The organism is Corynebacterium comes (assembly GCF_009734405.1).
Taxonomy (GTDB): Bacteria; Actinomycetota; Actinomycetes; order Mycobacteriales; family Mycobacteriaceae; genus Corynebacterium; species Corynebacterium comes.
In genome coordinates this window covers 2038216-2057737 of record NZ_CP046453.1, presented here as the reverse complement: position 1 = coordinate 2057737, position 19522 = coordinate 2038216, and the positions used below count along the sequence as shown (strand labels likewise).

17 protein-coding genes are annotated in these 19522 nt (G+C 67.3%); 11 read left to right on the top strand and 6 right to left on the bottom strand.

Translation table 11 applies throughout. The annotated features are described in order from the left end of the window. Positions 1 to 33: 33 nt before the first annotated feature. Positions 34 to 768: a GntR family transcriptional regulator gene (locus CETAM_RS09860; protein ID WP_231587450.1), complete on the bottom strand. Its 735-nt coding sequence runs from the start codon at positions 766 to 768 to the stop codon at positions 34 to 36. A 236-nt stretch (positions 769 to 1004) separates the two neighbouring features. Between CETAM_RS09860 and CETAM_RS09855 the strand changes: the two genes are divergently transcribed. The 9 genes from CETAM_RS09855 (at position 1005) to CETAM_RS09815 (ending at position 10534) form a co-directional block, all read left to right on the top strand. Further along, complete coding sequence (locus tag CETAM_RS09855; protein WP_156228695.1) at positions 1005 to 2126, top strand: TIGR03364 family FAD-dependent oxidoreductase; 1122 nt, start codon at positions 1005 to 1007, stop codon at positions 2124 to 2126. A gap of 153 nt (positions 2127 to 2279) precedes the next feature. Continuing rightward, the gene (locus tag CETAM_RS09850) at positions 2280 to 3209 is read left to right on the top strand and encodes a phosphate/phosphite/phosphonate ABC transporter substrate-binding protein (protein ID WP_156228694.1); all 930 of its coding nucleotides are present in this window, start codon (positions 2280 to 2282) and stop codon (positions 3207 to 3209) included. Positions 3210 to 3220: 11 nt separating this feature from the next. Further along, positions 3221 to 4084 carry a phosphonate ABC transporter ATP-binding protein gene (gene phnC, locus CETAM_RS09845; protein ID WP_156228693.1) on the top strand — a complete coding sequence of 288 codons (864 nt, stop codon included), beginning with the start codon at positions 3221 to 3223 and terminating at the stop codon, positions 4082 to 4084. A 91-nt stretch (positions 4085 to 4175) separates the two neighbouring features. Then, positions 4176 to 5768 (top strand): phosphonate ABC transporter, permease protein PhnE, encoded by a 1593-nt coding sequence (gene phnE, locus CETAM_RS09840; protein WP_231587655.1) that lies wholly within the window; start codon positions 4176 to 4178, stop codon positions 5766 to 5768. 31 nt (positions 5769 to 5799) lie between these two features. Further along, positions 5800 to 6474 (top strand): phosphonatase-like hydrolase, encoded by a 675-nt coding sequence (locus tag CETAM_RS09835; RefSeq protein WP_156228691.1) that lies wholly within the window; start codon positions 5800 to 5802, stop codon positions 6472 to 6474. Continuing rightward, entirely contained in the window at positions 6474 to 7490 is a 1017-nt protein-coding gene (locus CETAM_RS09830) for a zinc-binding dehydrogenase (protein ID WP_156228690.1), read from the top strand. The genes CETAM_RS09835 and CETAM_RS09830 overlap by 1 nt, the downstream gene beginning before the upstream one ends. A 19-nt stretch (positions 7491 to 7509) precedes the next feature. Next, entirely contained in the window at positions 7510 to 8424 is a 915-nt protein-coding gene (locus CETAM_RS09825; RefSeq protein ID WP_156228689.1) for an AEC family transporter, read from the top strand. A gap of 13 nt (positions 8425 to 8437) precedes the next feature. Further along, positions 8438 to 8956 carry a hypothetical protein gene (locus CETAM_RS09820; RefSeq protein ID WP_156228688.1) on the top strand — a complete coding sequence of 173 codons (519 nt, stop codon included), beginning with the start codon at positions 8438 to 8440 and terminating at the stop codon, positions 8954 to 8956. 138 nt (positions 8957 to 9094) lie between these two features. Next, positions 9095 to 10534, top strand: coding sequence for an HNH endonuclease signature motif containing protein (locus CETAM_RS09815; RefSeq protein WP_197085722.1), 1440 nt, complete (start codon positions 9095 to 9097; stop codon positions 10532 to 10534). A gap of 44 nt (positions 10535 to 10578) precedes the next feature. Here the strand turns inward: CETAM_RS09815 and CETAM_RS09810 are convergent, their stop codons facing one another. The 5 genes from CETAM_RS09810 to CETAM_RS09790 form a co-directional block, all read right to left on the bottom strand. Beyond that, positions 10579 to 11604, bottom strand: a complete 1026-nt coding sequence (locus tag CETAM_RS09810; RefSeq protein WP_197085721.1) for an LLM class flavin-dependent oxidoreductase — start codon at positions 11602 to 11604, stop codon at positions 10579 to 10581. Between the two features lie 57 nt (positions 11605 to 11661). Beyond that, positions 11662 to 12810 carry a maltokinase N-terminal cap-like domain-containing protein gene (locus CETAM_RS09805; RefSeq protein ID WP_156228686.1) on the bottom strand — a complete coding sequence of 383 codons (1149 nt, stop codon included), beginning with the start codon at positions 12808 to 12810 and terminating at the stop codon, positions 11662 to 11664. A gap of 2 nt (positions 12811 to 12812) precedes the next feature. Beyond that, positions 12813 to 14711 carry a maltose alpha-D-glucosyltransferase gene (gene treS / locus CETAM_RS09800; RefSeq protein ID WP_231587448.1) on the bottom strand — a complete coding sequence of 633 codons (1899 nt, stop codon included), beginning with the start codon at positions 14709 to 14711 and terminating at the stop codon, positions 12813 to 12815. 182 nt (positions 14712 to 14893) lie between these two features. Further along, positions 14894 to 16033 (bottom strand): MalY/PatB family protein, encoded by a 1140-nt coding sequence (locus CETAM_RS09795; protein ID WP_156228685.1) that lies wholly within the window; start codon positions 16031 to 16033, stop codon positions 14894 to 14896. Between the two features lie 9 nt (positions 16034 to 16042). Continuing rightward, positions 16043 to 17926 carry an ABC transporter ATP-binding protein gene (locus CETAM_RS09790; protein ID WP_156228684.1) on the bottom strand — a complete coding sequence of 628 codons (1884 nt, stop codon included), beginning with the start codon at positions 17924 to 17926 and terminating at the stop codon, positions 16043 to 16045. Between the two features lie 194 nt (positions 17927 to 18120). On the opposite strand from CETAM_RS09790, the gene CETAM_RS09785 reads away from it, so the two are divergent. Together CETAM_RS09785 and CETAM_RS09780 are read left to right on the top strand one after the other, a co-directional pair. Continuing rightward, the gene (locus tag CETAM_RS09785) at positions 18121 to 18651 is read left to right on the top strand and encodes a hypothetical protein (RefSeq protein ID WP_156228683.1); all 531 of its coding nucleotides are present in this window, start codon (positions 18121 to 18123) and stop codon (positions 18649 to 18651) included. Between the two features lie 112 nt (positions 18652 to 18763). Then, positions 18764 to 19357 (top strand): DUF3558 domain-containing protein, encoded by a 594-nt coding sequence (locus CETAM_RS09780; RefSeq protein ID WP_156228682.1) that lies wholly within the window; start codon positions 18764 to 18766, stop codon positions 19355 to 19357. Positions 19358 to 19522: the final 165 nt, after the last annotated feature.

Here is a 19522-nt window from a genome sequence, read left to right as displayed (position 1 = left end):
CCCGGGGGACGGCAGGGGACCAGATACGCCGGGTCAGCCCGAGATCATCGACAGCGCGGAGGGGGAGTTCCGGGTGGAGTTGATGGTGAAACTCGCCTTGGAATGCAGATAACGGTCATCAGAGGATTCAATCGGGGTGCCGTCGGTGGTGAAGGCCCGTCGGCGGACCCGGAGGAGGGGAGTGCCCTCGGGCACCCCGAGGAGTGCGGCATCCTCGGCGTCGGCGCCGATCGCGTCGATGGTGCGGGTCGCCGTGTCAATGTCCACGCCACTGTCGATGAGGTGCTGGTAGATCGACCCGGAGTCCGTGTCGAAGTTGAGGACGTGCTGTCCGGTGTCCAGGGGGTAATTCAGACGTTCCACCATGGCCGGCTGCCCGTCCATGAGCCGGAGCCGGAACACGGAGACCACCGGGGCGCGGTCCGGGATCTCCAGGGCGGCGGCGAGCGCGGCGTCGGCGGGTCTCTTGGTCACCCACTGGGTCTCCTGGCCAGGCTGTATGCCGGAGTTGAGGCACCACTGGCTGAAGGAGAAGATGTCGTCGAAGGACTGGCTGGGGACGTTGTCCAGCACGCGTGAGCGCCGGCCCTGTCCGGAGGAGATGATTCCCTCGGAGCGGAGCAGGGCCACGGCCTGCCGGACCGTGCCGCGGGCGGAGTCGAAGGCGGCGCACAGCTCAGCCTCGGAGGGGAGCGGGTCGCCGGGTTCGAGAATCCCCTCGCGGATCAAATTGCGCAGATGGGACGCAATCTGCTCGTACTGCTGCACCTCGGGTACCTCTCTTACTTCCTTGAAGGACAGGGGACTTCTCTGAACAAGATGGCACATGCCGGTCGGTTCTTTCCGATCTCTTCTGAGCAGTCTAGGAGAAATTGGGGGAGATGGGGCGGTTGAGCGCATATTGATAGCGCCGGACCCCCTCACTGTGGAAACAGTTGGTGAACAACAGCTTAACTTGTATAGGTAGGTTGGGTGAAGTGGTGAACAGGTGCCATGATCGACCCATGACCACCTCCACTGATCTCATCGTCGTCGGTGCCGGCATCCTCGGCCTGGCCACCGCTTTCACTGCCCGCGAGAAGGGCATGTCCGTCCGCGTCATCGACAGCGCCGACCGTCCCGTCGGCTCCTCCATCCAGAACTTCGGCCACGCCTGTTTCACCGGCCAGGCCGACATCATCCAGGGGGTGGCCGAGGACTCCCGGGCCGGCTGGCTCCGCGCCGCGCAGGCCGTCGGCTTCTGGGCCGCGGAATCCGGTACCTACATTCCCGCGATGACAGAGGTGGAGTTGCAGGTGCTGAGGGAGTTCGCGGACCACCGCGGTGCCGGACAGGTGACCCTGCTCAGCGGTGCGGAGGTGGCCGCTGGCGTCGGCAACCCCGGGCTGGCGCCGGTGGGTGGTGCCCACCTCCCGCGCGACGTCCGGGTGGACCCGCGGGAAGCTGCGCCCGCCCTGGCCGGGTGGTTGGCCGGCAACGGGGTCGACTTCGAGTGGAACACACAGGTCACGGCGGTGGCAGACGGTGTGGTCGACACGGTGCGCGGCCCCTTCGCGGCGTCACAGGTGGTCGTCTGCCCCGGGTACCGGCTCATGGGCCTGTTCCCGGAGATGGCGGAACGCCATGGGGTCCGTGTCTGCACCCTCGCGATGAGCCTGATCGAGCGCCCGGCCCGTATTCCGGCCGGGCTGGGCATGCTCACCGGCACCTCCCTGACCCGCTACGACGGCTTCACTGCGATGCCGTCCGTGGCGGCACTTCGGGCGGAGCTGCGTGAGCGTGAGCCTGAGCTGGTCGGCTGCATCGCCAACCTCATGGTCACCGGCATCGGTCGAGGTCTGCTCGTCGGCGATTCCCATGCCTATTCGCTGAGTCCGGAGCCCTTCATCGACGAGTCCATCGCCTCGCTCCTCCTGGGCCGGGCGGGCCGCCTGCTGGGGATCGGGGCGCCGGTGGTGCTTCAGCGCTGGCTGGGGCAGTACGCGGACAGTGCGGACACCAACCTTGTTCTGGAGCGGCCGGATGGGCGCACCACCGTCGTGGTGGTCACCTCCGGCATCGGCATGACCTTGTCTTTCGGAATCGCCGAACTGGCTCTCAATGGTGGAAATGTGGCGGGATTCTGACCACGAGGCAACCGCCAGGTTGCTTGTATATGAACAATTCCCACTCGATTAGACAAGTTGTCTATTCGGCCCCAGAATGAATCTGCACCCGCGGCATGCGGGGCCCCGCCCTGCGGGCAGCACACCCCTCTCACATCCCGGAAGGCCCCGATCATGAGCCGCATTCTGTTCCGCGCCGGCATCACCGCCGCCACCGTCGCCCTGGCCGCCACCACCCTGGCCGCCTGTGGCTCCGACAGCTCGGGTGAGACCATCACCTTTGCCGCCGTCCCCGCCGAATCCTCCTCCACCCTCGAATCCTCCTTCGGCAACATCACCGCACTGATCGAGCAGGAGACCGGCGTCAAGGTCGAGTTCCAGAATGCCTCGGACTACGCCGCCGTCATCGAGGGAATGCGCGCCGGCCAGGTCGACGTGGCCTCCTTCGGCCCCTTCTCCTATGTCATCGCCCGCGACTCCGGCGTGGACATGGAGCCGGTCGTCGCCCCGACCAACGACGTCGATGAGGCCCCCGCCTACACCTCCCTCGCCTATGTCCGACAGGACTCCGACATCCGGGGCATCGAGGATCTCCGCGGCAAGACCGTCTGCTTCGTCGATCAGGCATCCACCTCCGGCTACCTCGTACCGATGAAGGGCCTCCTCGACGTCGACCTCGACCTCGACTCCGACCTCACCCCGGTGATGGCCGGTGGCCACGACGCCTCCCTGCTCACCCTCGACACCGAGGGCTGCGACGCCGCCTTCGCCCACAACACGATGCTGACCACTCTCGAGCGGACCGGACAGGTCGAGGAGGGCGCCCTGCGCCCGGTCTGGGAGTCTGACCCGATCACCGAGGACCCGATCGCAGTCAACCGCGGCACCCTTGACCCGGAACTCGCCGACAAGATCACCTCGGTTCTCCGGGAGAAGGGCAACAAGCCCGCCCTCGTCGAGGCCGGGATCTGCTCCTCCGAGGAGGACTGTGTGCTTCCGGAGGAGACCGGCTACGGCTACGTCCCGGTCAGCGACGCGGACTTCAACCCCATCCGCGAGATCTGCGAGCAGACCGACGCAGACGCCTGCAAGAACGTCGGATAAGGCGGAACCACATGAAAGACCACCAGCCCCGGGCCTTCCAGCGGGAGATCGACGAGATCTACGCCGTCCAGATCGACAACCTCACCAAGGATTTCGGCGACGGGGTCCTCGGCCTCGACGACGTCACCGTCGGCTTCCCCCACGGCGGAATCACCGTCCTGCTCGGTCTCTCCGGATCAGGCAAGTCCACGCTTCTCCGCCACATCAACGGACTCCACAGGCCCACCAGCGGGTCGGTCCGGGCGCTGGGTGAGGACGTTCCGCAGCTCAAGGGAAAGCAGCTGCGCGCCCTCCGCCGCGACATCGGGGTGATCTTCCAGAACTTCAACCTCATCGGCCCCATGACCGTGCTCGAGAACGTCTGCACCGGCCGGCTCGGTTCCCTCCGGGGCCCGCGCCTCAGCCTGATGATGTACCCGAAGAGCGTGCGTCGGGAAGCGATGGAGAAGCTGGAGCGCGTCGGCCTGGCCGACCGCGCCTACCAACGCGCTGACACCCTCTCCGGCGGTCAGCAGCAGCGCGTCGCCATCGCCCGCGCACTCATGCAGAACCCCCGGATCCTGCTTGCCGACGAGCCCGTCGCCTCCCTCGATCCGGTCTCCGCCGGAGAGGTCATCGCGTTGCTCACCCAGATCTCCAGGGAGGACGGCCTGACCGTCATCGCCTCCCTCCACCAGGTGCAGCTGGCCATCGACTTCGCCGACCGCATCATCGGTCTGCGCAGCGGCCGTCTCGTGCTGAACCAGCAGACCGCCGGCCTGACCGTGGGGGAGGCCTCCCGGATCTACGACAGCGTCTCGGGCCTGGCCGACCCCGACGGTGTCCTCGACCGTGCAGCCTCCGTGGACGGGCCCCCCGGCGAAGGGCAGTGGTGACGGCATGACACAGCTCACCGCACAGCCACGGGAGATCCCCCTGCCCCCGGGCCCGGCACCCTCGGCCAACAACATCGCCGCCGGCGTCGTCATGGCGGCACTCTTCGTGGCCGGAGCCTGGTCGATCCACGACCTGGGCATCAGTCCCGGCACGATCGTCGATTCCTTCGGCAACGCCGTCAATTTCGCCCGCCGCATCTTCCCCCTCGACTTCCCACCGCCGGGCGAGACCGTCTCCCTCATCGTCGAGACCCTGGCCATCGTCTTCCTGGCCACCGCCCTGTCCGTGGCGTTGTCCATTCCGGTGGCGCTCGCCGCGGCCCGGCCCACCTCCCGTGGCGCCGGCGCACAATGGACGGCACGCGCGCTGATCGTGCTGGCCCGGGCCATCCCCGACCTTGTGCTCGCCATCATCTTCCTGCGCATGTTCGGCCTCGGCGCCACCGCCGGCATCCTGGCACTGGGCATCCACTCGGTGGGCATGGTGGCCAAGCTCTACGCGGATGCCGTCGAAGAGCTTGACGACGGCCCCCGGGAGTCCATCGAGTCCATCGGCGGCACCCGCCGCCAGCAGATCACCGCGGCCATCCCGCAGGTGCTCCTGCCCCAGATGATCGCCACCGCCCTCCACCGTTTCGACATCAACCTGCGCACCTCGGTGCTGCTGGGTTACGTCGGCGTGGGCGGCATCGGCCTGGCGATCTCCGAATCCCTCCGCGTCCTCGACTACCAGCGGGGTATGGCGTTGGCTGTCATCGTGCTCGTCCTGTGCATCGTCATCGAGCTGATCTCGGGCGGCATCCGGGCGGCCATCATGAGCAGCTCCGGCGGCACCGTCGTCGGTGGAACCTGGGTGGACAGGCTCCTCAACCGGGGTCGGGACTCAGCTGGCGGCCCGGACCTGCGGCTCACGCCCCCGTGGACCACGGCCCGAATCCGCCGTTTCGGCGCGTTCCTCCTGATCGCGGTGCTCACGGTCGCCTCCCTCTACCGGGTCGACGTCACCTGGTCCACCCTGGGGCAGGGCATCCTCGACCTGCCCCAGACCGTCGGCCTGTTCCTGCCGCCCTCCACCGGAGGATCGTTCCCCCTGCTCCTGGAGCAGCTCCTGGTGACGGTCCAGATCGCCCTGGCCGCCACCGTGCTGGGCGCCGTTCTGGCGATCCCCATCGGTGTCCTGGCCGCCCGCAACGTGGTGGCCAACCCCTACGTCCACGGCTTCTTCCGGACGTTCATCGTGGTCATCCGCGGTATCCCCGAGCTGATCCTGGCCATCATCTTCGTGGTCATCACCGGCCTCGGCGGCGTCGCCGGAACCCTCGCACTTGCCGTCGGAGCGGTCGGACTGCTGTCCAAGCTCGTCGCCGATTCGCTGGAGGAGACGGACGTCGAGGTACAGACCGCCCTCCGTACCGCGGGCGCCTCGGAGGCACAGATCTTCTTCTCCGCCACCATGCGCCAGGCGGCCCCGGCGTTTGTCGCTCACACGATGTACCTGCTGGACACCAACATCCGTTCGGCGACGCTGCTCGGAGTCGTCGGCGCAGGCGGCATCGGCTTCCTCCTCCTCAACGCCTCGCGGATCAACCAGTTCGAGGTGGTCACCACCATCCTGCTGCTGATGATCGCCGTTGTGCTGCTGGTCGAGGGCGTCTCCATGTGGCTGCGCAAGACCGTCCGCTGATCAACCCCATCACACCCCCAAGGAGTACACCATGATTTCACTCGCCATCTTCGACATGGCCGGCACCACCATCAACGACCGGGATGAGGTCTACCGGGTCCTGCGTGAGGCCACCGAGCGCACCGGCGCCCGCTACACCGACGAGCAGTTCCAGGAGTGGATGGGAACCGAGAAGAAGTGGGCCATCCGCAACCTGCTCGAGCTCGGCGGTATTCAGGCCACCGAGGAGCTCGTGGAGGAGACCTGGGAGTGGTTCCGTGCGGAACTGCGCCGCACCTACACCGAGAACCCGCCCGTGCCGATCGACGGTGTCGAGGACATGCTGCGCGAACTGCGCGCCCGGGACATCCGGGTCGCCCTGACCACCGGGTTCAACCGGGAGACCGTCGACCTCATCCTCGGTTCGATGGGATGGTCCGTGGGCGATCTCCTCGACACCACCGCCGCCGGTGACGAGGTCGAGTCCGGACGGCCGGAGCCCTACCTCATCCGGAAGGTCATGGCCGAGCTGGACGTCACCGACCCGGATGAGGTGATCAGCCTCGGGGACACCCGGGCGGACGTCATCTCCGCGCAGCGGGCGGGAGTGCGCTCCGTCGGCGTCCTGACCGGGCACCTCACCGAGGAGGAGTTCGGCGAACTCGACGCGGATCACGTCCTGGCCTCCTCGGCGGAACTCCCCGGTCTGCTGGAGGAACTGAACTGATGACCCCGAGCACCACGGCCCGCGCCCAGTTGTGGGAGGGCGGCGGCTCCTTCCGCAGCATCGAGGTTGAGCTCCCGGATCCGGCCCCCGGAGAACTGCTGGTTGAGCTGCGTGCGGCCACCATCTGCGGTTCCGACCGGCACACGGTCTCCGGGCGGCGTCCCGGCGCATGCCCGTCGATCCTCGGGCACGAGGGCGTGGGCGAGGTCGTCGCCAGTCGTCGCCCCGGCGTGGACGTGGGCGAGCGGGTGGTGTTCGCGGTGACCGTGTCGTGCGGGCGGTGCCGACACTGCCGGCGCGGCCTGACCGCCAAATGCGAGAGCGTGCGAAAGGCCGGACATGAATCCTTCGAGGGGGACTGGCAGCTGTCCGGCACCTACGCCACCCACCTCCATGTTCTGGCGGGGCAGTCGGTCACCGTCGTTCCGGAGGGGATCCCCGATGCCGTGGCCTCCACGGCAGGCTGCGCCGTCGCGACAGTGATGGCCGTGCTGGAGCGTGCCGGAGATCTCCGGGACCGCACGGTCCTGGTCAACGGAATCGGCATGCTCGGAATGATCGCGGTCGCCGCCGCCCGGAGCAGGGGAGCGCGGCACATCATCGCCTGCGACCCCAACCCGGCGAATCTGAATCAGGTCGCCGGAATCGCGGATGAGCTGAGCGCACCGGGCGCATGCCTGACGGTCGACGTCGCCCTGGAGTTCTCGGGGGTCTCGGAAGGCGCGAGCGCCTGCCTCCGGTCGCTCGATACAGGTGGTACAGCCGTCTTCGCCGGCACGGTCGCCCCGGTGCCTGCGGTGGACCTGGATCCGGAATGGCTCGTGCGGGGTTGGCGCACGGTGACGGGCGTGCACAACTTTGAACCGCGTCACCTGGAGCAGGCCGTCGCCTTCCTCGCCGCGGAGTGGGAGCAGTTGCGTTGGAAGGAGATCCTCGGCGAGCCGATCACGCTGAGCGAGCTTCCCGCAGCCTTCCGGTCCTCCTCACCGGCGACGCGCATGGTCGTCACCCCATAGTCGGCTACGATGACCTCTCGTGATTGAGGTACTCACCGGATTCGGCGTGGTCGTGGTCGTCATCGCGGTGGGGTACGTCCTCGGCCGTACGGACGCCCTCGGCCCCGGGGCCCGCCGCGCCCTGGCCAACATGGTGTACCTGGTGGCCACGCCGGCGCTCCTGTTCGACATCCTCCTGGACACCGACCCCCGGGAGATATTCTCCGCGAACTTCCTGGTCATCGCGTTATCAGCCCTTGTCGCGGGCTTCCTGGGTTTCCTGCTGCTGCGCCTGCGCGGTTCGAACTCCCCGGACAGTCTCATCGGCATGTTGGCGTCCTCCTACGCCAACGCCGGCAACCTGGGTGTGCCGCTGGCCGTCTACATTCTCGACGACGCCGCCGCCGTCATCCCCGTCATCCTCTTCCAGGTCGCCTTCTACGCGCCCGTCACCCTGACCACGCTGGACATGCTTCACGCCTCGAAGCAGTCGAACCTGCTGCGCAACGTGCTCCTGGCCTTCCGTAACCCGATGCTGCTGGCCGCGATCGCCGGGCTGCTCATCGGGTTTCTGCGGGTCCCGGTGCCGGTGTTCGTCGGCCAGCCGGTCGCGCTGCTGGCCGGCGCCTCGGTGCCGCTGGCGCTGATGGTGTTCGGCATGTCCCTGGTCGGCTCGACAGTCTCACTCACCGGTGATGTGGCCCTGGTGGTGCTGCTGAAGAACGTGGTGCACCCGATCATCGCCGGGCTGCTGGCCTTCCATGTCTTCGGACTGAGCGGCCACGCGCTGTTCACACTGGTGGTGCTCGGGGCGCTGCCGACCGCGCAGAACGTACTCACCTATGCCCTGCGTTTCCGCACCAATGAGCGACTCGCCCGCGACACCGGAGTGGTGTCCACGCTGGTGTCCTTCCCGGTGCTTGTCGCGGTCACCGTGCTGCTCGGCCCCGGGTAACATCACCTCCATCATGGACACCATCAGACTGCGGTCCTCAGCCCGCCACCTGGCCACCAGCCGGGCCGTGGTCGTCGGCGTCGTGTTCCTCCTGGTGATGGCGCCGATCCTCGTCGGCCTGCTCATCTCCGCCACCACCCAGGACGCCCCGACCTGGTCGACGCTCTACCTCGTGGCGGCCACTGCCCCGGCCGCAGGGATGCTCATCGCGCTGATCATGCTGGTCATCGTGCTGTGGCGCCGTTCCCGGCCGCTCCTGCTCATCGACGACCACGTCACCATCCTGCCCACCGGCATCCGCTTCCCGCTCGACCAGCTCACACAACTCCAGCTCTACACCCTGCCCGGCCGCGGTACCTTCCTGGTCCTGCTGCCCGGGCACGTCACTCAGCGCTTCCCGGAAGACATGCGGGCCGTCGCCCCGTACACGGTTCGCTTCCCGGACGGCGGCGATCCCCAGCCGATCGAACTCGTCGACCTGATCCTGCGGAGAGCGCCCCGGGTGGGCGTCGACAAGCTCGGCACTGTGTAATCCTCCGGTTTCAGCGGTGGAAGCGAGGGGGTTCGATGCTTGTCGGCGCCGCCGCGACGCATGGCAAACATGTTCGGAAAAAGGGTTGACGGTGCCGCGCGGGGGCGATATGCTCGAACATATGAACGAGGGGGAGTCATGACGGTACAGCAACGCGTCGACCATGCGGTCACCCACATCACCACCGGCATGGCCACCCTCTCCGACGTCCTGGCCGACCCCTCCACCGTGGTCTTCGACGACGTTGCAGCCGGGATGAAGGACCTCGAGCAGGTCCTCGCCGCCAAGGCACGGATCGACGCCGCCTTCGCGTGGCTGGCCGATCACCACACCGCCGGCCGGCTCGTCGGCTCCACCAACGTGGTCGACTACCTCACCACCACCCTCGGGATCTCCCGGCGGGAGGCCCTGGCCCGCCTGCGGACCGGGGCAAGCCTCTACAGCCCACCGCCGCCACCCCCGGAACCCGAACCCGAGGACACCGAATCCGAGGAACAACGCCGCACCCGGGAGAAGGCCGAGGCGGAGCGCGCCGAACGGGAACGTCAACAACAGGAGGCCTCAAGGCGTAAAGCCGCCGACACGTCCGCCGAGATCCTGCGCATCATCGACCGGGAACTCACCGAGCTGGCCGATACCGCCGACCCGGGCCGTGCCACCCTCCACCATCAGGCACTCGAGGAATCCGCCCGCCGCACCCCGGAGGACCTGCGCGACTGGCTGCGCCGACAGGTCCACCTGGCCAACCGACACGCCACCCCCGACCCGCTCGCCGGCTACCGCCGCCGCAGCCTGCACATCGGGGAACCCGATGCGGACGGCAGCTGCACCATCCGCGGCCGGCTACCGGCCGCGGATGCCGCGATGCTCATCGCGGCCCTGGCCCCCGGGCTGCGCCCCGGCGCAGGCCTCGACGACCCCGACACCGCCGACACCCGCACCCGGGCGCAACGCCGCGTCGACCAGCTGGCGGTCATCCTCAACAGACACCTCGCGACCTCGCAGGCGGTCACCCGCTCCGGGGTCGGCTCGATCCTGCTGTCGGTCACCGCCGACGACCTGGAGAACATGTCGGCCTCGTCGACGTTTCCCACCAACACCGGCCACCGGCTGACCCCGGTGGATCTGCTGCGCCTGGGGGCCGCGAAGTTCGACGTCATGGTCCTGCACGACCATGATGGTCAACCCCTGGCCCTGGGACGCGGGCACCGGACAGCGAGTATGTTCCAGAAGATCGCCCTGTTCGCCGCCCAGGGGGTCTGCGGCTGCCCGGACTGCACCACCGCCGCGATCCACAACGACGCCCACCACCTCACACCCTGGACCAAGGGTGGGGTCACCGATCTGAACAACCTCACCCTGGTGTGCCCACCGCATCACGGGGACAACGATGATTCGCGTACCGGGGCCGGCAACAGGGGGTATCTCGACCGGTGCCCGGTCACCGGGAGGGTCGGCAGACGCGCGGGCCCGGGGCAGCCGTTGCGGTTCAACACCACCCAGGCGGCGGATGATGCCGCGGGGGCGCGGATCCGCCGACGCACACAACCACCCGACGACAACAAAGAAGCAGCATGATTCGGCCGCCGTTCCGGGGCGCTACGTCACTGCGCGATCACGTCTCAGGCCCCCGGTGCGCCCGCCGTGTGTTCGGGGTCCAGCTCCCATGCCTCGGCGAGGATGTCCATGCCGCGCATCGCCTCCGGCTCGGAGGTGGCCTGCAGGGAGATCATCAGCTCGTCGGCCTGGGCCGTCTCGGTGAACTCGGTCAGGTAGTCCCGGACCTGGTCACGGGTGCCCACGGCGGTGTAGCGCAGCATGTCGATGATCTGGCGCCCGTGGTGGGACTGGACGATCTCGTCGAGCTGGTCCTCGGTGAGGAACCTGCCGCGTCCGGCCATGGACCGGATGCGTTCGCGGTAGACACCCTCGAGCTGACGCACGGCGTCCTCCTGGGTGTCGGAGGCCGTGACGTTGACGGCGGCGATGACATAGGGCTCGGCAAGCTTCTCGGAAGGCTGGAAGTTCTCCCGGTAGGTCGCCACGGCCTGCTCCAGGTGGGTGGGCGCGAAGTGCGAGGCGAAGGAGTAGGGCAGACCAAGCTGGGCGGCCAGGCTCGCGCCGTACAGGGAGGAGCCCAGGATGTAGAGGGGGACGTTGGTGCCGACACCGGGGATGGCGTCCACACCCGGGATGCGGGAGCGGCCGGCCAGGTAGCCCTCGAGTTCCATGACGTCCTGCGGGAAATGGTCGGCGGCGTTGGCGTCGCGACGCAGCGCCCTGCCCAACGTGTTCATGTCTGTGCCGGGCGCACGGCCGAGACCCAGGTCGATGCGGTCGGGGTAGAGCTCCGCGAGCGTGCCGAACTGCTCCGCCACCACATAGGGGGAGTGGTTCGGCAGCATGACGCCACCGGAACCCAGTCGGATCTTCTCGGTTTTCGCGCCGATGTGGGCGATGAGCACCGCCGGGGCGGAGGAGGCGATGTGCTTCATGTTGTGGTGCTCGGAGTACCAGATGCGCGAGTACCCGAGCTCCTCAGCCCGCTGCGCCAGCGCCACGGAACGGGCCATGGACACCCGTGCGGTTTCGCCCGGGTAGATGTGGCAGAAATCGATGAGGGAGAGCGGGATCTTCGGGGCACTCAAGGTCAGGTCACCTTCCGGTTGGGGTCGTCTGTCACCACCACCCTACGGAAGATCTTACTATTGGCGTTCGAGGATACGGCGCACCGCCGCCAGCGGGATGTCCACCCAGTCGGGTCGGTTGTCGGACTCGTAGACGACTTCATAGAGGGCCTTGTCCAGCACGTACGCGTCCAACAGCGGGCCGGGCCCGACCCCGTAGCCCTCGAGGAAGGCGTCGGTGGCGGACTGGACCCAGGCCGCCGGGTCCTCGGGCCCCGCCCCGCCGGAGTGGGCGGGGAAGTGCGCGGCGTAGTCGAGGGACCGGATGATGCCGGCGACGTCGCGAAGCGGCGAGTCGGGGAGCCTGCGTTCGGCGAGGGGACGGGCGGGCTCGCCCTCGAAATCGATGAGCACGTAACTGTCCGGCGTGCGCAGCACCTGGCCCAGATGCAGATCACCGTGGATGCGCTGGACGTGGATGTCCTCGCCGGCCAACGCCGCGTACACGGCCCGGGCGTCATCGGCGAAGTCCGCCAGCACGGGGGCGCGTCCGACCAGATCATCGAGCTGCTGCGTGAGCCGGGCCCCCAGCTCGTCAGCGCCCACTCCCTCCGTCGGCAGCGCCCCCGCCAGCGCCTCATGGACGGCACGGGTCGCCTCGCCCAGCAGGGATGCCTCTGCGGCGAAGGAGGCGTCGAGGGTGGAGAAACCGAGCGCGAAGCGCCAGCCGTCGTCGGCCTCGGGGACGAAGTCCTGCACCATGGCCAGGGTGTGGTCGGTGCCGTCGATCTCCGCGGTCACCCAGCCGCGCACCGGGGCGACGTTCGGGCAGTCGGGAATCCGGGAGAGCAGCTCCACGTCCGGGTTCAGCCCGGCCTCCAGGTGGCGGAACACCTTGAGCATGCGGTCACCGACGATGAGCGAGGTGTTGGACTGCTCACCCTCGATGGCCTTCGCGACACCGGTGGGCAGGTTCTCGCCGTGTCGCCTGCCGACGCCCCCCTCCACCGCCTGGAGGTACAACTCCGGGGAGGTGGCGAGGACGTCGTGGCCGGCGGCGTCGACAAGCACCTGGTACAGCGAGTGCCTGCCGCCGTGGGCGACGCGGAGGATGAGGAGGCGGGCGGCGTCGGGAAGCGGAACCTCCCGGATGATCTCCACGTCATCGATGGGTTCCGATTTCGCGCCGTAGAAACGCGCCTGCGACAGCATGCGTGCCAGATCCATGATCACTCCTCGGAGATGTCGAACCAGAAGTAGGCGTGCGGGGCGAGCATGACCACCCACGGGTTTGTGCCGATCTCCGGGAAGCGCTCGCCACCCGAGAGCTCGCGGGGGATCACGCCGGCGAACTCCGAGAGATCCAGCGACACCGCCTGCGGACGATCCGACAGGTTGTTCACACACAGGATGGTTTCGTCCTTGTACTCGCGCAGGAACGTCAGCACGGTCTCGTTCTGCGAATCCACCTCCCGGTAGGTACCCAGGCCGAACGCCTTGTACTGCTGGCGAATATGGATCTGGCTGCGGATCCACTGAAGCAGGGAGTTGTCCCGGTTCATCTGGTTCTCGACGTTGATGGTCTGGTACCCGTACTGGTCATTCTGGATCGCCGGCAGGTACAGACGCTCGGGATCCGCCCGGGAGAAGCCGCCGTTACGGTCGTTGGACCACTGCATGGGGGTGCGCACACCGTCCCGGTCGTAGAGCCAGATGTTGTCGCCCATGCCGATCTCATCGCCGTAGTAGAGCACCGGCGACCCCGGCATCGAGAGCAGCAGCCCGTGCACCAGCTCCAGCTTGTTCCGGTCGCTGCCGACCAGCGGGGCCAGGCGACGACGGATGCCCACGTTCGCCCGCATCCGCGGATCCCGGGCGAAGTGCTTGTACATGTACGCGCGTTCCTCGTCCGTCACCATCTCGAGTGTGAGCTCGTCATGGTTGCGCAGGAAGATGCCCCACTGCGCGGACTTCGGGATCTCCGGGGTGTCCGCCAGGATCTCCGAGATCGGCGTGCGCGACTGCTTGTGCACACTCATGAAGATGCGCGGCATGACCGGGAAGTGGAAGGCCATGTGGCATTCGTCGCCCACCTCCGACTCGCCGAAGTACTCGACCACGTCCTCGGGGAGCTGGTTCGCCTCCGCCAGCAGCACGCGGCCCGGGTACTCGTCCTCGATGACGCCGCGGACCTGCTTGAGGAACTCGTGCGTCTCCTGCAGGTTCTCGCAGTTCGTGCCCTCCCGCTCGTAGAGGTAGGGGACGGCGTCCAGGCGGAAGCCGTCCAGGCCGAGATCAAGCCAGAAACGCATGGCGTCCAGCATCGCGGCGCGCACCGGCGGGTGGTCGTAGTTGAGGTCGGGCTGGTGGCTGAAGAAGCGGTGCCAGAAGTACTGCTTGCGCACCGGATCCCACGTCCAGTTGGACTCCTCGGTGTCGATGAAGATGACGCGTGCCTCGGAGTACCGGGTGTCGTCGTCACTCCAGACGTAGAAGTTGCCGTAGGGGCCCTCCGGGTCACGGCGGGATTCCTGGAACCATATGTGCTGATCGGAGGTGTGGTTCATCACCAGGTCCGAGATGACGCGGATGCCCCGTTTGTGGGCCTGGTCCATGAGCTCGACGAAGTCCTCGACGGTGCCGAATTCCGGCAGCACCTCGCGGAAGTTCCGGATGTCGTAGCCGCCGTCCTTCAGCGGTGAATCGTAGAACGGGGGCAGCCAGATGCAGCTGATGCCCAGCCATTCCAGATAGTCGAGCTTCTCCGTCAGGCCGCGGAAGGAGCCGGATCCGTGGCCTTCTGCGTCGTAGAAGGCGCGCACGAGGACCTCGTAGAAGACGGCCGTCTTGTACCACTCGGGTTCGGGGCGCTCCCAGGGTGCTTCGCCGGGGGCCGGGGTCGGGGTGGGGTACTCCGTGGCCTCGTGTTCGAGGATGTAGCCCTCGGCATTGGTCGGCGGCCGTTCGATCGGCAGGTCAGCCGGCTCGTAGTGCAGGGGCTCCGGTTCGGGGCCGACGCCCAGTGGGCCCATGGACAGGCCGGGGCCCTGGGGGCCGGTCGTCGAATCGGAGACTCCTTCGCCACGCGGGGCGTCGATGGTCGGATCGTCGTGTCGGTCATCGGTCATGGATCCCAGGGTAGGGAATTGGCCGGAGCGCCGCAGGGCGGTCGGGGGAGACGGGAGCGGAGGACACCGGTCCGGGGCATCGTATTTCCTGACTGGCACCCACATAAAAGCCCAGTTCGTGCGGGAAATGCCGACGGAAAATGTCACAAGATACGACGCCCTGCCCGAGGTGGGGAAGCTCCCTAGGCTTCCAGCCCGGCGAAGGCCTTCTCCAGGCGTTCGCAGGCCTCCTCGAGGATCTCCCGGGAGGTGCCGAAGTTCAGCCGGGCGTGGTGCAGCCCGCCGGGGCCGAAGTGGAGACCGTCGTTGAAGGCGACCCGGGCGTTCTCGCGGAGCCAGATTGCGGGGCGCTCGAGCTGCCCGATGGCGGTTCCGGAGAAGTCCAGCCACATCAGGTAGGTGGCCTCCGGATTGCTCACCGTGAGGCCGGGTACGCGCCTGGGCAGCTCGGCGACTAGCCAGTCGCGGTTGGCACGCAGGTAGTTGATCTGCTCGTCGAGGAAGTCCCCGCCCTCGCGGTAGCAGGCGATCGCAGCCCAGATGCCGATCGTGGAGACGCCGTCCTTGGCCACGCCGGTCATCGTGTTCCAGACGGCCAGGTCAGCGGGGTTGGTGAAGAACATCTGCGCGCACTTCAGGCCGGCGATGTTCCAGGCCTTGGAGGTGGCGGTGACGGTGACGCACACCCGGGCGGCGACGTCACTGACTCCGGCTGCGACGACGTGCTGGCCGTCGAAGACGAGCGGGGCGTGGATCTCGTCGACGAGGACGCGGGCGTCGTAACGCTCGGCGAGATCGCACAGCTCGACCAGGAACTCGCGGGACAGCGTGTACCCCAGGGGGTTGTTGGGCGAGCACAGGACGATGGATCCGGCGCCCCCGGCGAAGGCCTTCTCCACGTCCCCGAGATCGATGCCGCCGTAGGCGTCGACGGGCACGAGCTCACGACGCACGGTCTCCGGCAGCTCGAGGAAGGGCGGGTACGCGGGCACCGGGACAATCACCGCGGAGTCGGGGCGGGTCATGTACTCGATGGCCAGCGCCAGGCCACGGACGACATCCGGGACCGCGACCACCATTGCGGGGTCGGGCCGCCAGCCGTAGCGTTCCTGGTAGAAGTCGGCCAGCGCCTCGGGCAGGTCCGAGGTGGCGGGGGTGTAGCCGAAGGACTCCCGGTCGATGGCGTCCATGATCGCCTGCTTCACGGGCGTGCAGGTGAAGAAGTCACTCTCCGCGATCCACAGGGGGAGGACGTCCTCGCCGTAGACGGTCCATTTGCGGGTGCGGCGGTCTTTGAGCTGCTCAAGGGTGGGGAACTGCATGCCACCACGTTAGTACTGTTCGGATTCCTCGTGCTCCTCGGCACCGTCGACCACGAGGCCGTACTTCTTCAGACGCGCCCGGTCTGCGGCCGAGGACGAGGCGGTGAGCTGGAGGAGCTCGGCGTAGATGCCGCCGGAGGAGGCGAGCTGGTCGGGGGAGCCGATCTCGTCGACCACGCCTTCGCGCAGGGTGATGATCTTGTCGACGCCCGCGATCGTCGACAGGCGGTGCGCGATGATCACCGTCGTGCGGTTCTTCATCAGTTCGTCCAGGCCGGCCTGGACGGCACGCTCGGACTTGGTGTCGAGGGCGGAGGTGGCTTCGTCGAGAAGCAGGATCGGTGCGTCCTTGAGCATCGCGCGCGCAACGGCGACGCGCTGCTTCTGGCCACCCGACAGGCGCAGGCCGCGCTCGCCGATGACGGTGTCGTAGCCGGCGGGGAAGCGGGTGATGAAGTCGTGCGCGTTGGCGCGCCGGGCGACCTCGAAGACCTCCTCGTCGGTGGCGTCGGGGCGGCCGTAGGCGATGTTCTCGCGGATGGTGCCGGAGAACAGCGACGCCTCCTGGAACACCACACCCACGCTGGCACGCAGCTCGGCGGCCGAGAGGTCGGAGACGTCGCGGCCGCACACCCGCAGGTTGCCGTCGGAGACTCGGTACAGACCGAGCAGCAGGTTGACCAGGGTGGACTTGCCGCCGCCGGATTCGCCGACGAGCGCCACGGTCTCGCCCTCGTCCGCCCGGAAGCTGACGTCCCGGATTACCGGCTCGCCGGGGAGGTAGGAGAAGGAGACGTCGTCGAACTCGATGACCGGCGCGCCTGCGATCGGGGTGAGCGGAGCGGTCGGCGCCGGATCGAGCTCCGGGACGCCGGAGGCTTCGGTGGCGGCGATGAGCTGGGTGTTGGCGGTCGGCTCGAACTCCTCCTCCATCACCTTGAAGTAGTCCTTCGAACCTGCGACGGCCCGCTGGGCGGCGTCGACGATCCAGCTCATCATGAACACCGGCTGCTTGGCCATGTTCACCAGCTGGATGAGCATGACCATGTCGCCGAGCGTGAAGTGACCGTTGATCGTGCGGAAGAACAGCACCAGGTAGATGCCGAAGAAGATGACGTTCAGCGCCGCGCCGCGGGCGGTGTCCATGGTGTGCCACCAGCGGGACTGCGGGCGGGTGATCTCCACGGTCCTGCCGTAACGGGTTCCGAAGCTGTCGAGCTCGCGGACCTCGGAGACGAAGGACTTGACCACCTTCACCTGGCCGATGACCTCGGCGAAACGGCCGTTGGCCTGGTCGATCTGCTCGTTCTTCTGGCCCTCCAGCTTCTGCCAGCGCTTGGAGGTCAGCGTGGTCAGCCACATGTAGAGGGGGAAGAGCATGGCGAGCAGGATCGTCAGCGGCCAGTAGTACCAGGCGGTGATGACGAGGACGGCGACCACCTGGATGAGCATGGGGAAGAAGCTGTTGGAGAAGGACTGCAGGAACTGCGTGATCGAGGTGATCGAGCGGTCCAGGCGGGCGATGACCGTGCCGGTGACCTGATTGTCGAAGTACCTCTGCGGCAGCGCCAGGAGTTTCGCGTAGTAGCGGGTCGACAGGATCTGCCGCATCCGCATGGCCATGACGTCACCGATGTAGCCGCCGATGTTGTTCATGGCGGTGTTCGCCAGGTCGGAGACCAGCAGGCCGACGGCCAGCAGCAGCAGAGTGGTGGTCACCTCGGTGACGGTGGTGTCACCCTGCAGCGTGGACACGATCGTGTTGGTGGCCTCACGCAGGATGAACGGGGACACCAACCCGAGGGCAGCCGCCACCGTGGAGATGAGCACCACCCCGAGGTAGAAAGGCCACAGGGCGGAGGCGCTCCGGAGGATACGGGCGAGTGAGTTCAATGTGTGGGACTTTCCGTCTTCTATCGTTGTCCGGCCGGCGGGCGGCCGTTGTCCGGCCGGCCGCCGGCCGATGTGAAATGTATTCGCGCCGACATGCCTGGATACACGCGCGTGGACTCAGGCGCTGGTTAGACTGATGGGCAGTCGGGGACGCTTCCCCTGAACATCCTAGGCCGGAACGAAACGGAGGCACCGTGAGACGACACCGCCCAGGCATCAGCGCCATTGTAATTCTCGCCACTGCACTGCTGGTCACCGCTTGTGGTGGCAGCGGTGGCGATGGGGGCGCAGAGGAGTCGCTCGAGGTCACGGCCTCGGAAACCCCTGTGGCGCAGGCACGTCAGGTTGAGCCCAAGGTCGCCGAGCGACTCCGCGGCGCAACCACCGATCCCGGGCTCAACGTCGACTGGACCTATCAGGGAGTCCGGTCCGGACAGATCAGCGGCAGCGTGGTGACCGTTCTGGTGCACAACCTCAACGACGAACCCCTCTCGCCAGCCGACATTCCCCAGCCGACACTGACCTACAACTCGGGTGGTGGCACCATGGTCGAGGCCACCCCCATCACCAACGAGGACGCCATCCTGCCCCTCGGCCTCGACCTTCCGCTCGGCGCCGGCGCCTCCACCAACCTCCGGTACGCGTTCGAGGTCAGCCCGGGCAACCTGTGGGACGCGAAACTACAGGTGGGCAACGTGATTTTCGAGGGAAACCTCAACTTCTGACCCCCTCCCCGGAAACTTTCCGGAGCCAGGGAACCGGCGGGCACTATTCGGAGTCTAAGTGTGTCGGGTGCGGAAATTCCCCGCACCCTCGACCACCACCCGAGGGGACCCCATGCCCGCCCGCCGACTCCTGTCCATCGTCCTCGCGGCGTTGACGCTCACCGCCTGCTCACCGGACGCCCCGCTTATCGACGCCCCGCCGTCCCCGGTCACCGCCGAACCCGTGGCCCAGCCCCTCGAGCTGGGGGACTTCGATCCCGAGGGCGACTTCGAGGTGTTCAACCCGTGCACCGAGATCCCCGCAGACGTTCGTGCGGCCGCGGGTTTGGGGGAACCTGTCCGAGACCCTGCGTATGACGGAGATCGGTCGGTTCGTTGCTCCTTCTACCCGCTCCACACTTCGTCGCAAGGTTTCTACTCCCTGACCGGAGACAGGGTACCGCTCAGTCGTATCGAGGAAAGAGGTTTGCTTCTTTCGCCAACCGCCGATTCAACCCTTCCGGGTGTGTATCTCCATCACATGGGGTCCGGGGTGCCGGATGAATGCAGTGCGGCAGTACACACCAATCGTGGTCGGTTCATCGTTCAATTCACCGAAATCTCATCGACGCAGGGGCGTGATGTGCTCTGTGCGCTCAGCATCGAAAAACTAGAAAGTATCTACCATCACTGGGGGGAAAACAATGGAGATGTTGATCGATCATGACTCAATTCTCGGGGGCGTCAAAAGACTGGAGGCCATCGGTTCCCAAGCCCGAGAGGCTGCCAGCGAAGCGAGCCAGGGGACGCTGAACGGCAGCTTTTCTGGAGTCTCTGGCCTTGACCAGCTCGGCGGGGGCCACGGAGGCGTCATCAATGGGGGAGCCGGGTC

Coding starts and splice junctions, on each gene's coding strand:
- CETAM_RS09855 (WP_156228695.1), top strand. CDS start 1,005: ATGACCACCTCCACTGATCTCATCGTCGTCGGTGCCGGCATCCTCGGC.
- CETAM_RS09850 (WP_156228694.1), top strand. CDS start 2,280: ATGAGCCGCATTCTGTTCCGCGCCGGCATCACCGCCGCCACCGTCGCC.
- phnC (WP_156228693.1), top strand. CDS start 3,221: ATGAAAGACCACCAGCCCCGGGCCTTCCAGCGGGAGATCGACGAGATC.
- phnE (WP_231587655.1), top strand. CDS start 4,176: ATGGCGGCACTCTTCGTGGCCGGAGCCTGGTCGATCCACGACCTGGGC.
- CETAM_RS09835 (WP_156228691.1), top strand. CDS start 5,800: ATGATTTCACTCGCCATCTTCGACATGGCCGGCACCACCATCAACGAC.
- CETAM_RS09830 (WP_156228690.1), top strand. CDS start 6,474: ATGACCCCGAGCACCACGGCCCGCGCCCAGTTGTGGGAGGGCGGCGGC.
- CETAM_RS09820 (WP_156228688.1), top strand. CDS start 8,438: ATGGACACCATCAGACTGCGGTCCTCAGCCCGCCACCTGGCCACCAGC.
- CETAM_RS09815 (WP_197085722.1), top strand. CDS start 9,095: ATGACGGTACAGCAACGCGTCGACCATGCGGTCACCCACATCACCACC.
- CETAM_RS09805 (WP_156228686.1), bottom strand. CDS start 12,810: ATGGATCTGGCACGCATGCTGTCGCAGGCGCGTTTCTACGGCGCGAAA.
- treS (WP_231587448.1), bottom strand. CDS start 14,711: ATGACCGATGACCGACACGACGATCCGACCATCGACGCCCCGCGTGGC.
- CETAM_RS09795 (WP_156228685.1), bottom strand. CDS start 16,033: ATGCAGTTCCCCACCCTTGAGCAGCTCAAAGACCGCCGCACCCGCAAA.
- CETAM_RS09780 (WP_156228682.1), top strand. CDS start 18,764: ATGCCCGCCCGCCGACTCCTGTCCATCGTCCTCGCGGCGTTGACGCTC.